Origin of the sequence: Actinomycetospora soli (assembly GCF_021026295.1) — a bacterium.
GTDB classification, from domain to species: domain Bacteria; phylum Actinomycetota; class Actinomycetes; order Mycobacteriales; family Pseudonocardiaceae; genus Actinomycetospora; species Actinomycetospora soli.
Genome location: NZ_JAJNDA010000001.1, coordinates 145,037 through 159,430 on the forward strand (window position 1 = coordinate 145,037; position 14,394 = coordinate 159,430).

Below are 14,394 nucleotides of genomic sequence, written 5' to 3' on the forward strand. Positions count from 1 at the left end.
CCCGTTCCGTCGTCACGATACACCTTCCCGACGACGGGTCGGTCCCGTCCCGGCGTAGGGTGCGGACGTGCCCCGTGAACCCGCCGGCGCCGCGGTGCTGCGCCCCGAGCTGACCGAGGCCGTGATCGACGCCGTCTTCGTCGAGCTCGCGGCCGTCGGCTACGGGCGCCTGTCGATGCAGAAGGTGGCCGCGCGGGCCGGCGTCGGGAAGAGCGCCCTGTACCGCCGGTGGCCGGGCAAGCAGGAGATGGTGACCGACGTCCTGTCGCGCCTCGGGGTCCCGGACGAGCCGCCGCCGGACACGGGGAGCCTCGTCGAGGACCTGCGCCTGCTCGCCCGGGAGATCCGGGACTGGCTGACGCTGCCGCGGCTGCGGGGGATCACACCGGACCTGCTGGCCGAGGTGGGCCGCAACGCCGACCTCGCCGCGGCGTTCCGGGACCGGCTCGCCGGACCCCGGCGGGAGCGGCTGCGCCCGGTCCTCGCCGCCGCCGTCGCCCGCGGGGAGATCGCGGAGGACCCGGTGGCCGTGGAGGTCGTGGTCGACGCGCTCGCGAGCGCGCCGTACTGGCGGCTCACGGTCGCGGGCGAGGACGCCGACGACCGGTATCTCGACCGGCTCGTCGACGTCCTCGTGGGAGGCCTGCGCTCCTAGCCGAGGAGCGTGGCGTCGGCCGGGGAGAGCCGGTCGGTGATCGTGTTCCGCTGGTGCCAGTACGGGTAGAGCAGCGGCATCGCGGAGACCTCGTCGAGGCGACGGACCTCGTCGTCGGTGAGGGCGAGGTCGGCGGCGGCGAGGTTGTCGGCGAGCTGCTCCTCGGTGCGCGCGCCGATCACGAGCGAGGTCACGCCGGGCTTGTGGAGCAGCCAGGCGTTGGCCACCTGCGCCACCGAGACCCCGTGCGCGTCCCCGATCTCCGCGGCGACCTCGATGATGTCGTAGAGCCGCTCGCGGTCGTGCACCGGCGGCTCGGACCACTCCCCGAGGTGGCGGGAGGTCTCCGGGTCGTCCTGCCCGCGGCGGAACTTGCCGGAGAGCAGCCCGCCCGCGATCGGGCTCCACACGAGGATGCCGAGCCCCTGGTCGATCGACACCGGCACCAGCTCGTTCTCCGCCTCGCGCGCCTGCAGCGTGTAGTGGATCTGCTGCGACACGAAGCGCTGGAACTCGCCGCGCTCGGAGACGCCCAGCGCCTTCATGATGTGCCACGCCGAGTAGTTCGAGCACCCGATGTACCGGATCTTGCCCTTGCGGACGAGGGTGTCGAGCGCCTCGAGGGTCTCCTCGAGCGGCGTCTGCCCGTCCCAGCCGTGCAGTTGGTAGAGGTCGATGTGCTCGACGCCGAGGCGGCGCAGGCTGTCCTCGCAGGACCGGACGATGCGGGTCCGGGAGGCGCCGCCGTCGTTCGGCCCGTCGCCCATCGGGAAGCGCATCTTGGTGGCGAGGTAGAGGTCGTCACGGTGGTTCTTGGTGGCCTGCCCGACGATCTCCTCGGACTGCCCGGCCGAGTACATGTCGGCGGTGTCGACGAGGTTCACGCCGTGGTCGACGCACAGGTCGATCTGTCGGGTGGCGCCCTCGACGTCGGTGGTGCCGAGCTGTTCGAACATGCCCCGGCCGCCGAAGGTCATCGTGCCCATCGTCATCGTCGAGACCTTGAGTCCCGACCGGCCCAGTTGCCTGTACTCCATGCACGCCGGATGCCCGCCCGGGGACGTCCCCGAACGGGCGTGGCGGTGCGGTCGATCAACGGCGGGTGAGCTCCGGGCGGATCGCGAGGATCGTCCCGAGGGCCGCGTAGCCGACGAGGAAGTGGGCCCCGGCGATCACGGAACCGACCGTCTGACCGAAGATCGCGAGGGACGGCAGGGCGACGAAGATCCAGGTCTCGGCGACGACCGGCCAGACGCGCAGCGCGCCCCGCCAGCGGCCGGCGACCGCGACCTTCACGCCGATGATCGCCATGCCGAGCATCGAGAGCGGCCAGAACGGGTCGAGGACGGTCGCGATCGTGCTCCACTCGCCGTTGCCGGTGGGCAGGGTGAGCACCGACTGCAGGGTCGCGACGCCGAGGAACACCGACTCGACGACGAGCATCGTCCGGGCGAGCCGGGTCGTCCCGGTCGCCCGGGTGCGCCACATCGCGGCCAGGAGGCAGAACACGCCGAGCTGGAACAGCAGCCCGCTGAGCGCGATCGGGAACCGGCCCTCGGCCTCCCAGCCCGCGGTCACGACGAAGGTGATCCCGTAGATCCCGGCGCCGGCGGCGAGTCCGGCGCCGAGCAGGCGGAGCGTTCCCGACGACGGGTGCGGGTCCGGCTCCCGGGCCGGGGGCGGGGCCACGTCGGTGCGGGCGGGGGCCGGGACGTGACTGGTGCGGGTGCTGCTCATGGCGGGCTCCTGGGGGAATCGGTCGACGGTGGCGGGGTGCCGGTCGGTCATGGCGGGAAGCCTGCGCCGGGCGCGTCCCGGTCCCCCAGGGCCGCGGCTCCCGGTTCCGGTCCCGTCCCGTGTCCCGGGTGTCCGGGACATCGCCCGGGACCGTGGCCCCTCGAAGGCACGACGTCGCCGTGGCAGGGTCGGCGTGTGACGGAGACCCTCCCGCGCGCGCGGGCGACGGACGCGGACGTGCCGCGCCCGCCGTCGTCGCCGTGGCCGCGGGAGGTGGGGCTCGCCCTCGTCGCGCTGGTCGCCCTCGCGGTCACCGTCGCGGTGGTGGTGCTCGACGTCCGCGCGGTCGGCCGGCCCGTCCCGGCGGGTGCGAGCGGCGAGCCGGGCTGGCCGATCGCCGCGTCCGGGCTCGCGCTGCTCGTGCCGGGTCTCGTCATCGTCCGGGGCCGGCCGGGACACCGCCTGGGGCCGGTGCTGCTCGTCGGTGGGCTCGCCTGGGTGGTGGACGCGCTGGCGGGCGCCTGGCTGCTGGAGGCCCTGGCGACGGGCGTCCCGCTCGGCGGCCTCGCGTTCACCGTGATCGCGCGGTGGGGCGCGTTCCTGCTGCTCACCCTGCCGCTCGTGCTGCTCCTCTTCCCGGACGGCAGGCTCCCCCGCGGCCGGGTCGGACGCTCCGCCACGGTGGGCAGCCTCCTGGCCACGGCGCTCCTGCCGGCGTGCCTGGTCGTCGTCCCGTCCGAGGTGCTCGACGCGCGCTTCGGCGAGACGACCTCCCCGGAGGTCCGCGCCCTCGGGATCGACACGCTGTCGGTGCCGTGGTCGGGCTGGCCGGTGGTGCTCGACGTCGCCTACGCGTTCCTCCCGCTCGGACTGGTCGTGCCGCTGGTCGTGGTCGTCGTGCGGTTCCGGCGGGCGACCGGGGTGCGGCGCCTGCAGATGCGGTGGCTGGTGTGGGCCGCGATCGTCGACGCGCTGGTGATGCTCACGAGCCGGGTGCTCCCGGCGTGGGCGACGGCGCCGGCGCTGTGCCTGGCGATCGGCGTGACGGCGGCGGCGGTGCTGGTGGCGGTGACCCGCTACCGGCTGGCCGAGATCGACCGGCTGCTCCCGGCGACGGTGCTGACCGCGCTGCTGGCCCTCGGCGTGGTCGCCGTCGACCTCGTGGTGCTGCTCGTCGCCGGCTCGGTCCTCGGCGACCGCGATCCGGTGTTCGTGGCCGTCGCGGTGGTCGCGATCGCCTACACACCCCTGCGCGCGCGGTTGTGGCGGCTCGCGCGGCGCCTCGTCCGCGGCACGCGCGACGACCCGGAGGGCACCGTCGCGGCCCTCGCCGACCGTCTCGAGTCGGCGTCGGCCCCCGACGCGCAGCTCGCGGCGCTGGCGCGCTCGGTGGTGGACGCGTTCCGGCTGCCCGGGGTGCGCGTCGAGGTCGACCGGGCCGACGGGGCCCGGGCCGTCGTGGAGCACGGACGGGCGGGCGACGACGTCGTCGAGCTCCCGCTGCGCTACCGCGACGAGCCGGTCGGCCGGGTCGCGGTGCCCGCGACCGCCTTCGCGGCGCTGTCCCGGCGCGACCAGCGGCTGCTCGCCGACCTGCTCCGGCAGGCCGCCGCGGCCGCCCGCGCCGGTGCCCTCGGGGCGTCCCTGCAGCAGGCGCGCGAGCAGCTGGTCACGGCCCGCGAGGAGGAGCGCCGGCGGCTGCGCAACGACCTGCACGACTCCGTCGGGCCCGGGCTCGGCGCCGTGACGCTGCGGATCGAGACCGCCCGGGCGCTCGCCGGGGTCGACCCGGCGGCCGCGGACGCCGCGCTCGGCCGGGCCACCGACGACGTCGCGGAACTCCTCACCGAGGTCCGGCGCCTGGTGCACGACCTGCGCCCGCCCGCGCTCGACGAGCTCGGCCTGCTCGCGGCCCTGCGCGAGCGGGCGCGGGCGCTCTCCGGCGAGCACCTCGACGTCACGGTGCACGGGGACGACCCCGGTGAGCTCGGGGCCGCGGTGGAGGTCGCCGCGTTCCGCATCGTGTCCGAGGCGCTCACCAACGTCGTCCGGCACGCCGGGGCGACGCGGGCGCGGGTCGACGTCGGACGCGAGCCCGGCGCGCTCGTCGTCAGCGTCGCCGACGACGGCCGCGGGATCGACCCCGACCGCGCCGCCGGGGTCGGCAGCCACTCGCTGCGCGAACGCGCGGCCGAGCTCGGCGGCACGACGACCGTGACCTGCCCGCCCGCCGGGGGCACCGAGGTGCGCGCCGTGCTGCCCGTCCGCCCGCCGGGAGGAGCCCCGTGACCCGCGTCCTGCTCGCCGACGACCACCCGGTCTACCTCGAGGGCCTCGCCGGGCTGCTCGCCGCGACCACGGCGGTCACCGGGATCGAGGTGGTCGGCACGGCCGCCGACGGCGCCGAGGCCGTCGCGCGGGCCGCGGACCTGGCCCCCGACGTCGTCGTGATGGACGTCCGGATGCCCGGCCTCGACGGCATCGCCGCCACGCGCCGGGTCCTCGAGGACCGGCCCGGGACCGGCGTCGTCGTGCTGACGATGAGCGAGGAGGACGAGACCGTCTTCGCGGCCGTGCGCGCCGGCGCGCGGGGCTACCTGCTCAAGGGCGCCACGCGCGCCGAGATCACCAACGCGATCGCCACCGTCGCCGCGGGCGGCGCCGTGTTCGGCCCCGCGATCGCCCGCCGGGTCGCGGAGTTCCTCGCGCCGCGCCCGGCCACCGGCACCGACGTGTTCCCCGAGCTCACCGCCCGCGAGCGCGAGGTGCTCGACCTCGTGGCCGCCGGCCGGGCGAACCCGCAGATCGCCGCGGCGCTGCACCTCTCCCCCAAGACGGTGCGCAACGTCGTGTCGTCGATCTTCACGAAGCTGCAGGTCGCCGACCGGGCCGAGGCGATCGTGCGGGCACGGGAGGCGGGCCTGGGCCGCGCCTCAGGTCCGGGCGGCCTGCGGTGACACCAGCCCGCTGAGCGCGAGGACCCGCGCGGCCGGCCCCGTCTCCGGCAGCACCAGCTCCGCCCCGGCCCCGGCCGCCGCGAGCAGCACGCCGATCCCGGCGCTGGCGAGGTGCCCCACCCCCGTCACGTCCAGGGTCCAGCTCGGGCCGGGCGGGGCGATCAGCGCGCGGGCCAGCACGTCGGCCCCGGCCAGGTCGAGGTCGCCCGTCACCCGCACCGTGGTGCCCTCGACGGTCACCGTCGCCGCCCGGTCGGGGGCCACCACGGCCGTCGTGTCCCGGTCCGCCGCGCCGGAGCGCCGGGCCGGGGGTACGGTGAACGACACCGTGGTGCCGTCCGGCCCGGCGTCGAGGACGACGTCGGAGGCCAGCGCCCGGATCAGCGACAGCCCGCGGCCGCGGTGCCCCGGGTCGGTGGGGATCGCGCGCCAGGCGCCGTGGTCGGTGACGTCCACCGCCACCCCGCCGTCGGGCCGCACCGCGAGCGTGACCGTGACCTGCGCCCCGGGCGGCGGCACCGCGCCGTAGGCGTGCTCGACCGCGTTCGTGGCGGCCTCGCCGAGGGCGAGCTGCAGGTCCTCGGCGACCTCGTCGCGCAGCCCCGCCGCCCCGGCCCACGTCCGGACCGCCCGCCGCATCCGGGCGAGCTCGACGGGGTCGGCGGGGAAGGTCCGGGTCAGGGGTGAGGGGGCCAGCCGCACGACGACCACGGCCACGTCGTCGATCGCCTCGGCGGGGGCGAGCGCGTCGAGCAGGTGCGAGGCCATCGGTTCGGGGGCCGTGTCGACGCTGCGGGTCGCCACCGCGACGAGCCGGTCCAGGCCCTCGTCGAGGGACTCGCCGCGGCGCTCGACGAGCCCGTCGGTGTAGAGCACGAGGTCGGCGCCCGGCCGGACGTGGACCACGCCCTCCGTGCGCGGCGGCCGGTTCTCCTGCGCGAGCCCGAGCAGCGGGCCGTGCCCGGCGGCGTCGGTGAGCAGGCGCGGGCCGTCGTCGTCGATGAGCAGGGCCGGCAGGTGCCCCGCCCGCGACCAGCGCACCTCGCCCGACTCGATGTCGACGAGCAGACAGATCGCCGTCGAGGCCCGTGCGCCCGCGACCCGGGAGACCAGGCCGTCGAGCAGGTCGAGGGCAGGACCGGGTCCGTGGCCCGCGAGCAGGTACCCGGACAGTGCGGTCCGCAGCTGCCCCATGACGGCGGCCGCCGCGGTCCCCTGGCCGACGACGTCGCCGACCACCACCGCGACGTGGCGCGGCCCGACCTCGACGACGTCGTACCAGTCGCCGCCGGCGGACGTCCCGACCGCGCCGGGCAGGTAGCGCACCGCGATCGGCAGGCGGGCCACCTCCGGCAGGGCCTGGGGCAGCAGCGACCGCTGCAGGGTCTGCGCGATCTCGTGCTCGGCCCGGAACAGCCGCGCCCGGTCGAGGGCCACCGCGCACGGCTCGGCGAGCGCGAGCAGGGTGGTGCGCTCCCCCGCGTCCAGCCGCCCGAGGACGTCCCGGCCGACGGTGATGCCGCCGACGACGTTCCCCGCCGCGATCAGCGGGACCGTGACCACCTTGCGCAGCCCCCGGGCCCGCATCAGTGCGACGAGCTCGGGGTCCTGCGCGCCCTCGGGCTCGCCGGGCTCGGGTTCGTGCACCCAGATCGAGCGCTCGGAGCGCACGGCCCGGGTGAGCAGGGTGTCGGAGTCCAGGGAGACGACGTTCCCGTGCGAGCGGGGGTCGAGCTCGGCGGGCCGCCGGGTCACCATGCGCAGCTCGCGGGTCGCGCGGTCGTACTCGAAGACGGCGGCCTGGGTGTCCTCGCCCAGCAGCTCCACGACGTGCTCCATCATCGCCCGGCCCACGTCGGCGGGCGTGGCGGCCGCGGAGAACGCGGTGGTGGCGTGGTGGACGATCGCGAGCCGGTGCGCGGCGCTGCGCTCGTCGGCGTAGAGCAGCGCGTTGTCGAGGCTGGGGAGTGTGCGCGCCACGACCTCGTCGACGAGGGCGCGGTCGGCGTCGGACCAGACCGCGGCGGACGGGTCGCGCTCCAGCACGAGGACGCCGAGCGTCCGGTCGCGGACCCGCAGCGGACGCCGCAGGCGGTGCGGGTCCGCGTCCGTCCCGATCTCGCCGCTCTCGTCGACGTACACCCGGTCGCCGAGGTGCGCGTCGTGCAGCACCCGGGCGAGCTCCCGCAGTCGGCCGGCGACGGTGTCGGTCGACTCCATCCCCGCGCCGACCTCGGCGAGCAGCCGCGCGCGGTCGGCCTCGCGGAGCCGGGTCTCGACGTCCACCGCCGCACCGACCCACCCGCTCGCGTGGCCGTCCGGCCCCGGGACGGGCGTGGCCTGCTCGACGAGGCGGTGGAAGGTCCCGTCGGCGTGGCGCAGGCGGAAGTCGGTCTCCCAGCTCCGGCCCTCGGCGCGCGCGGGGGCCACCACGGCGTCGTAGGCCTCGCGGTCCGCCGGGTGCAGCCCGGAGAGCCAGCCCTGACCGAGCTCCCCGGCCCGGTCGCGGCCGGTGAACCGGGTCCAGCCGGCGTTGAGGAAGACGCGTCGCCCCACGGCGTCGGACACCCAGATCATGGCCGGCGCGAGGTCGGCCACCGCGGAGAAGCGGGCCTCGGCCTCGCGGCGGGCGCGCCCGAGCTGCAGGTGGGCCTGCACCCGGGCCTGCAGCTCGCCGGGCGCGAACGGCTTGACGAGGTAGTCGTCGGCCTGGGCGGCGAGGCCCTCGACGGCCGCCTCCTCCCCCGCCCGCGCCGAGAGCAGCAGGACCGGCACCCGGTCGGTGCGCGGGTCGGAGCGCAGCGCCGTGAGCAGGCCCAGCCCGTCGCGGCCGGGCATCATCACGTCCGACACCACCATGTCCGGCGGGTCGGCCAGGGCGAGCTCGAGGGCCTCGTCGCCGTCGACGGCGGTCAGCACCGTGCAGCGCGGGGCGAGCAGCCGGCTCACGTAGTCGCGCATGTCGGCGTTGTCGTCGACGACCAGCACGCGACCCAGCACGGAGCCCTCGGACGCCGCCGGGCCCGCGCCCGCGCCGGTGGGGACCCACAGCTCGGCCTCGTCGACGAGGGCACGCGACCGGCCGGTGGGGTCGGAGGACGGGTCCGCCGGGTCGTCGGTGCCGTCGGCGCCGTCGCTGCCGTCGCTGCCGTCCCGGTCGCCGGCGGCGACGACGGGCATGCGGACCGTGAACGTCGTCCCGACACCGAGCTCGCTCCCGACCTGCACCGACCCGCCGTCGTACTCGACGAGCTCGCGCACCAGCGCGAGGCCGATGCCGCTGCCCTCCGCGGAGCGGGCCCAGGTGCCCTCGATGCGGTGGAACCGCTCGAACAGGCGGGGCAGCTCGTCCGGGGCGATCCCGATCCCGGTGTCGGCCACGGTCAGGACGGCCTGGTCGCCCTCGCGGCGCAACTGCACCGTCACCGAGCCGGCGCGGGTGTACTTGAGGGCGTTGGAGACGAGGTTGAGCACGACGCGTTCCCAGCCCGTGCGGTCCACCGCGACGCGCTCCGGCCAGGACGGGGCGTCCACGACGTACTCGAGGCCGGCCCGCTGCATCGCCGAGGCCACCATCCCGGTGACGTCGACGGTGAAGCGGCCGAGGTCGACCGGCGTGCGGATCGGCGCGGACCCGCCGGCCTGCAGGCGGGCGACCTCGAGCAGGTCGCCGACGAGGCGGGTGAGCCGCCGGGTGTTGCGCGCGACGACCTCCAGGTCCCCGCGGGCGCGGGCCGGCGCGAGGTCGGGGTCGGCGAGGAGCCCGTCGACCGGCCCGGAGATGAGCGTCAGGGGCGTGCGCAGCTCGTGGCTCGCGTCGGCGAAGAACCGGCGCCGCGCCTCGTCGAGCTCGGCGAGCGCCTCCGCCCGGCGTCGTTCGGACTCCGCGGCGCGGGCGTCGAGCACCCCGGAGGTGACCTGGCTCGCGACCAGCTCGACGAAGTCGCGGTAGAGGTCGTCGAAGGCGAGGAAGCGGGACAGCCCGACGACGAGGACGCCCAGCAGCTCGTCGGGAGCGGCCCCGGGCGGGCGCAACGGCACGAGCGCCACCCGGTCGCAGTCCTCGGGCACCGCGCCGTGCACCCCGGTCGGCAGGTCGATGACGGTGGTGCCCTCGCGGGCTCGGTCCAGCGGCCACGGCCCGATCTCGTCCGGACCCGCCGTCCAGGGCGCCGCCGGGCCGCCGCGGTCGGTGCCGATGGCGGCCACCAGTTCCAGGCCGCCGTCCTCCTGCAGGTAGACGAGCCCGAACGGCACGTCGCGGTGGTCGTCGCCGAGCACCTCCCCGGCCGCGTCGGCGACCGCGCGGGTGGTGCGCGCCGTGGTCATCGCGGTCGCGAGGTCGCGCAGGAACGCCATCCGCCGTTCGGAGAGCACGCGCGGGGTCGTCTCGGCCACCGCGCAGAACAGTCCGCGGATCGTGCCCTGCTCGTCGGCGAGCGGGCTGTAGGAGAAGGTGTGATACGTCTCCTCGGGCCAGCCGTTGCGCTCGAGGTAGAGCAGCAGGTCCTCGTCCCAGGTCGACTCGCCGCGCTCGATGACGGCCGTGACCTGGGGCAGCACGTCGTCGTAGATCTCCGACCAGACCTCCCGGAACGGTCGGCCCAGCGCCCCCGGGTGCTTCGAGCGCAGCGTGTCCCGCCGGTAGGAGTCGTTGTAGAAGAACGTGAGGTCCGGCCCCCACGCCATCCACATCGAGAACCGGGAGGTCAGGAGCACGCGGACCACGGTGCGCAGCTCCCGGGGCCAGGACCGCGAGGGCCCGAGCGGGGTGCCCGCCCAGTCGACCTGGGCCATGGCGGCGGCGACGTCGCCGTGCCCGGCGAACAGCGGATCGACCTCCGCCGGCTCCGCCCCGTCCGCTGCCCCTGCCATCCGCCGTTCTCCTCCGTACCGGTGACGATCGAGCCTAACGCCGGGGGCGTGTACCCGGTTCGCGCGGCGATGCCCCGTGCGGACCGGGAGGATCGGCGCCGTGACGGGTACGGGTGTCGACGGGACGTTCTCGGTGTGGGCTCCGACGGCCGGGACGGTGTCGGTGGTGGTCGACGGCGTCGCCCGGCCCATGAGCGCCGACGAGGGATGGTGGACCGCGACCGTCGAGGGGGCCGGTCCGGGCAGCTCGTACGCCTACGCCCTGGACGGCGCCGACCCGCTGCCCGACCCGCGCTCGCGCCGGCAGCCCGACGGCGTCCACGCGCCCTCGCAGGTGTGGGCGCCGCCGGCCGGCCGCGACGAGGGCTGGACCGGCCGCGGGCTGCCCGGTGCGGTGATCTACGAGCTGCACGTCGGCACGTTCACCCCCGGCGGCACGTTCGACAGCGCGGTCGACCGCCTCGACCACCTCGTCGAGCTCGGCGTGACGATCGTCGAGGTGCTGCCGGTCAACGCCTTCGACGGCACCCGCGGCTGGGGCTACGACGGGGTGCTGTGGTTCGCCGTCACCGAGAACTACGGTGGCCCGGACGCGTTCCGCCGGTTCGTCGACGCCTGCCACGACCGGGGCCTCGGGGTGGCCCTCGACGTCGTGTACAACCACCTCGGGCCGTCCGGGGCCTACCTCGACCGGTTCGGGCCGTACTTCGCGGGCTCCAACGACTGGGGGTCCGCGCTCAACCTCGACGGGCCCGGTTCGGACACCGTGCGGGCCTACATCCTCGAGAACGTGACGATGTGGTTCGTCGACTTCGGGGTCGACGCGCTGCGCCTCGACGCGGTGCACGCGCTGCGCGACACCCGCGCGACGCACCTGCTCGAGGAGATGGCCGTCCACGTCCAGGGCCTGGAGGCGGCGCTGGGACGGCCGCTCACGCTCATCGCCGAGTCCGACCTGAACGACCCGCGGCTGGTCACCCCGCGCGAGGCCGGCGGCTACGGGCTCGACGCCCAGTGGTGCGACGACATCCACCACGCCCTGCACTCGACGCTGACCGGTGAGACGCAGGGCTACTACGTCGACTTCGGCGAGCTGGAGACCCTCGGCCGCGTGCTGCGCGAGGCCTACGTGCACGCCGGGACGTGGTCGACGTTCCGCGGCCGCACCCACGGGCGGCCGGTCGACCTCGACCGTGTTCCCGGCTGGCGCTTCCTCGCCTACCTGCAGGACCACGACCAGGTGGGCAACCGCGCGGGCGGCGACCGGCTCTCCGCGTCGCTGTCCCCCGGCCGGCTCGCGTGCGGGGCGGCGCTGGTGTTCTGCTCGCCGTTCACGCCGATGATCTGGATGGGCGAGGAGTGGGGCGCGTCGACGCCGTGGGCCTTCTTCGTCGGGTTCGACGACCCGCAGCTGCAGGACGCCGTCCGGGAGGGCCGTCGTCGGGAGTTCGCCGAGCACGGCTGGGGCGCCGAGGAGGTGCCCGACCCCACGGACCTCGCCACCTTCGAGCGCTCCCGCCTGGACTGGGCCGAGCCCGAGGAGGGCCAGCACGCCTGGCTGCTCGACGTCTACCGCACGCTCGCCGCGCTGCGCCGCACCGAGCGGGAGCTGGCCGACCCGCGCCTGGACCGGGTGCACGTCGACGTCGACCCCGGCGCCCGCACCCTCGTGGTGCACCGCGGGGCGCTGCGCCTCGTGGTGAACCTCGGCGGCGGGGAGGCGACGGTGCCGATCGACGGCGCCACCGAGGTGGTGTGGGCGCCGTTCGAGGTGGGGCTCTCGGAGGCCGCGGTCGTGCTGCCGGCCGAGTCGTGCGCGCTGGTGCGGACGTCCTGACCCCCTCGTGGCAGGAAAGCGTCGTTGCTGTCATCCAGTGGGTGCAACGCCGCTTCGTCGGTCAGGCCCGCAGCGCCGCCCGCGCCTGATCGAGGGCGGTCGGGTCGACGATCGACGTCGTGTCCCCGGGCTCCCGGCCGGACGCCAGGTCGAGCAGCAGGCGGCGCAGGATCTTGCCGGAGCGCGTCTTCGGCAGGACCGAGACGACGTGCACCTGCTGCGGCCGCGCGACCGGGCCGAGCTCGCGGGTGACGTGGGCACGCAGGTCGGCGGTGAGGTCCTCGTCGGGCGCGGGCTCCCCCCGGGTCACGACGAACGCGACGACCGCCTGACCCGTCGTCGGGTCGGGGGCGCCGATCACCGCCGCCTCGCCGACCCGCGGGTGGCTCACCAGCGCGGACTCCAGCTCGATCGACGAGAGCCGGTGCCCGGACACGTTCATGACGTCGTCCACGCGGCCCTGCAGCCACACGTACCCGTCGTCGTCGATGCGGGCGCCGTCCCCGGCGAGGTACCAGCCCTGCGTGCGGAACCGCTCGAAGTAGGACGAGACGTAGCGGTCCGGGTCGCCCCAGACGGTCCGGGCCATCGACGGCCAGGGCCGGTCGACGACGAGCAGCCCGCCCTCGTCGGGCGCCGCGTCGGTGCCGTCCTCGTGGACCACCCGGACCGAGACGCCGGGCAGCGGGCGGGTCGCCGAGCCGGGCTTCAGCGTCGTCGTGCCCGGCAGCGGGGCGACCATCGCGGCGCCGGTCTCGGACTGCCACCACGTGTCGACGATCGGGCAGCGGCCACCGCCGACGTGGGTGTGCAGCCAGCGCCACGCCTCGGGATTGATCGCCTCGCCGACGCTGCCGAGCAGCCGCAGCGACGACAGGTCGTGCCCCTCGAGGATCTCGGTGCCCCAGGTCATGAAGGTCCGGACGAGCGTGGGCGCCGTGTAGTACACGGTGACGCCGTAGCGGGCGAGTATCTCGAAGTGCCGGCCCCGGTGCGGGGTGTCCGGTGTGCCCTCGTAGAGGACCTGCGTGACGCCGTTCGCGAGCGGGCCGTAGACCTCGTAGGTGTGTGCGGTGACCCAGGCGAGGTCGGCCTGGCACCAGTAGACGTCGTCGTCGCGGTGGTCGAAGCACGCCCAGGCGGTCCAGGCGGTCTGGGTGAGGTAGCCGCCCATGGTGTGCACGAGGCCCTTGGGGCGGCCGGTCGTCCCGGACGTGTAGATCAGGAAGAGCGGCGTCTCGGCGTCGAAGGCCTCCGCGTCGTGCGTGGTGGGCTGCGGGTCGACGACGTCGTGCCACCACACGTCGCGGCCCTCGGTCCACGGCACGTCCTGCCCGGTGCGCCGCACGACGAGGACGTGCTCGACGTCGGTGCCGGCCACGGCGTGGTCGGCGTTCTCCTTGACCGCGATGGCCTTCCCGCGCCGGTACTGCCCGTCGGTGGTGACGACGACCTTCGCCCGCCCGTCGGTCACGCGGAACCGCAGCGCCTCGGCCGAGAACCCGCCGAAGACGAGCGAGTGCAGGGCCCCGATCCGCGCGCACGCCAGCATCACCACGACGGTCTCGACCAGCACGGGCAGGTACACCACGACGACGTCGCCGGTCCCGACGCCGAGCCCGGTCAGCGCGTGCGCGGCCTGCGCCACCCGGCGCTGCAGGTCGGCGTACGTCACCGCGACCCGGTCCCCCGGCTCGCCCTCCCAGTACAGCGCGACCTTCTCCCCGCGGCCTGCGGCCACGTGCCGGTCCACGCAGTTGTGCGCGACGTTCAGCCGGCCGTCGGCGAACCAGGTGACGAACGGGTGCTCGGACCCGTCGTAGCCCTGCGTCGGCTCCCGGTCCCAGTCCAGCTCGCGGGCCCGGGCGAGCCAGAACGCGTCGAGGTCGGCGTCCGCCTCGGCGCGCAGCCGGGCCTCGTCGTCGGCGGTGACGTTGGCGCGGGCGCGCAGGTCGGCGGGCGGGGCGTAGCGGTCGTCGTCCATCGCGTGCCGAGTTCCCCCCTCGTGGCAGGAACGCGTCGTTGCTGTCGTCCAGTGGGAGGAAACCCACACGGTCGGGTCAGTCCGGCGGCTCGTCGATCAGCTCGTCCAGCGTGACGAACAGCGGCTCGCCCCGCTCCTGGGCCCGCGCGGCGGCGCGGCGGGCGGCCGCGGCGATCCGACCCAGTTCGTCGGCGCCCACCACCCGGGTCTGCACGACCTCACCGCTCTCGTCGGTCAGCGTGACGGCGACCAGGCCGGTCTCGCGCTCCTCCGAGAACGACAGCGGCATGCCCCCACCCTAGGCGCCGACGATGTGGCTTCTCCTGTCACTGGGTGCAAGCAGTGACGC

Annotated in this window: 9 protein-coding genes; 4 read left to right on the forward strand and 5 right to left on the reverse strand. The window is 75.7% G+C overall.

Annotated elements, in window-relative coordinates; all coding sequences use genetic code 11:
- The first annotated feature begins 67 nt into the window (after nt 1-67).
- Complete coding sequence (locus LN037_RS00760) at nt 68-655, forward strand: TetR/AcrR family transcriptional regulator (RefSeq protein WP_230748887.1); 588 nt, start codon at nt 68-70, stop codon at nt 653-655.
- Here the strand turns inward: LN037_RS00760 and LN037_RS00765 are convergent.
- Nucleotides 652-1,692 carry an aldo/keto reductase gene (locus LN037_RS00765; RefSeq protein ID WP_230748889.1) on the reverse strand — a complete coding sequence of 347 codons (1,041 nt, stop codon included), beginning with the start codon at nt 1,690-1,692 and terminating at the stop codon, nt 652-654. The genes LN037_RS00760 and LN037_RS00765 overlap by 4 nt on opposite strands.
- A gap of 55 nt (nt 1,693-1,747) precedes the next feature.
- Complete coding sequence (locus LN037_RS00770; protein ID WP_230748891.1) at nt 1,748-2,392, reverse strand: hypothetical protein; 645 nt, start codon at nt 2,390-2,392, stop codon at nt 1,748-1,750.
- 195 nt (nt 2,393-2,587) lie between these two features.
- On the opposite strand from LN037_RS00770, the gene LN037_RS33235 reads away from it, so the two are divergent.
- Complete coding sequence (locus tag LN037_RS33235; protein WP_230748893.1) at nt 2,588-4,681, forward strand: sensor histidine kinase; 2,094 nt, start codon at nt 2,588-2,590, stop codon at nt 4,679-4,681.
- A complete protein-coding gene (locus LN037_RS00780) occupies nt 4,678-5,349 on the forward strand; it encodes a response regulator transcription factor (RefSeq protein ID WP_230748895.1) in 672 nt (223 codons plus the stop codon). Before LN037_RS33235 ends, LN037_RS00780 begins: the two co-directional genes overlap by 4 nt.
- Here the strand turns inward: LN037_RS00780 and LN037_RS00785 are convergent.
- Nucleotides 5,326-10,224, reverse strand: a complete 4,899-nt coding sequence (locus LN037_RS00785) for a SpoIIE family protein phosphatase (protein WP_230748896.1) — start codon at nt 10,222-10,224, stop codon at nt 5,326-5,328. The two genes, LN037_RS00780 and LN037_RS00785, sit on opposite strands and share 24 nt — an antisense overlap.
- Before the next feature lie 100 nt (nt 10,225-10,324).
- Between LN037_RS00785 and treZ the strand changes: the two genes are divergently transcribed.
- Nucleotides 10,325-12,061 carry a malto-oligosyltrehalose trehalohydrolase gene (treZ, locus tag LN037_RS00790; protein WP_230748898.1) on the forward strand — a complete coding sequence of 579 codons (1,737 nt, stop codon included), beginning with the start codon at nt 10,325-10,327 and terminating at the stop codon, nt 12,059-12,061.
- A gap of 61 nt (nt 12,062-12,122) precedes the next feature.
- Here treZ and acs read toward each other — a convergent pair whose 3' ends face one another.
- Entirely contained in the window at nt 12,123-14,045 is a 1,923-nt protein-coding gene (acs, locus tag LN037_RS00795) for an acetate--CoA ligase (protein ID WP_230748900.1), read from the reverse strand.
- Between the two features lie 76 nt (nt 14,046-14,121).
- Nucleotides 14,122-14,334, reverse strand: a complete 213-nt coding sequence (locus tag LN037_RS00800; protein ID WP_230748902.1) for a hypothetical protein — start codon at nt 14,332-14,334, stop codon at nt 14,122-14,124.
- Nucleotides 14,335-14,394: the final 60 nt, after the last annotated feature.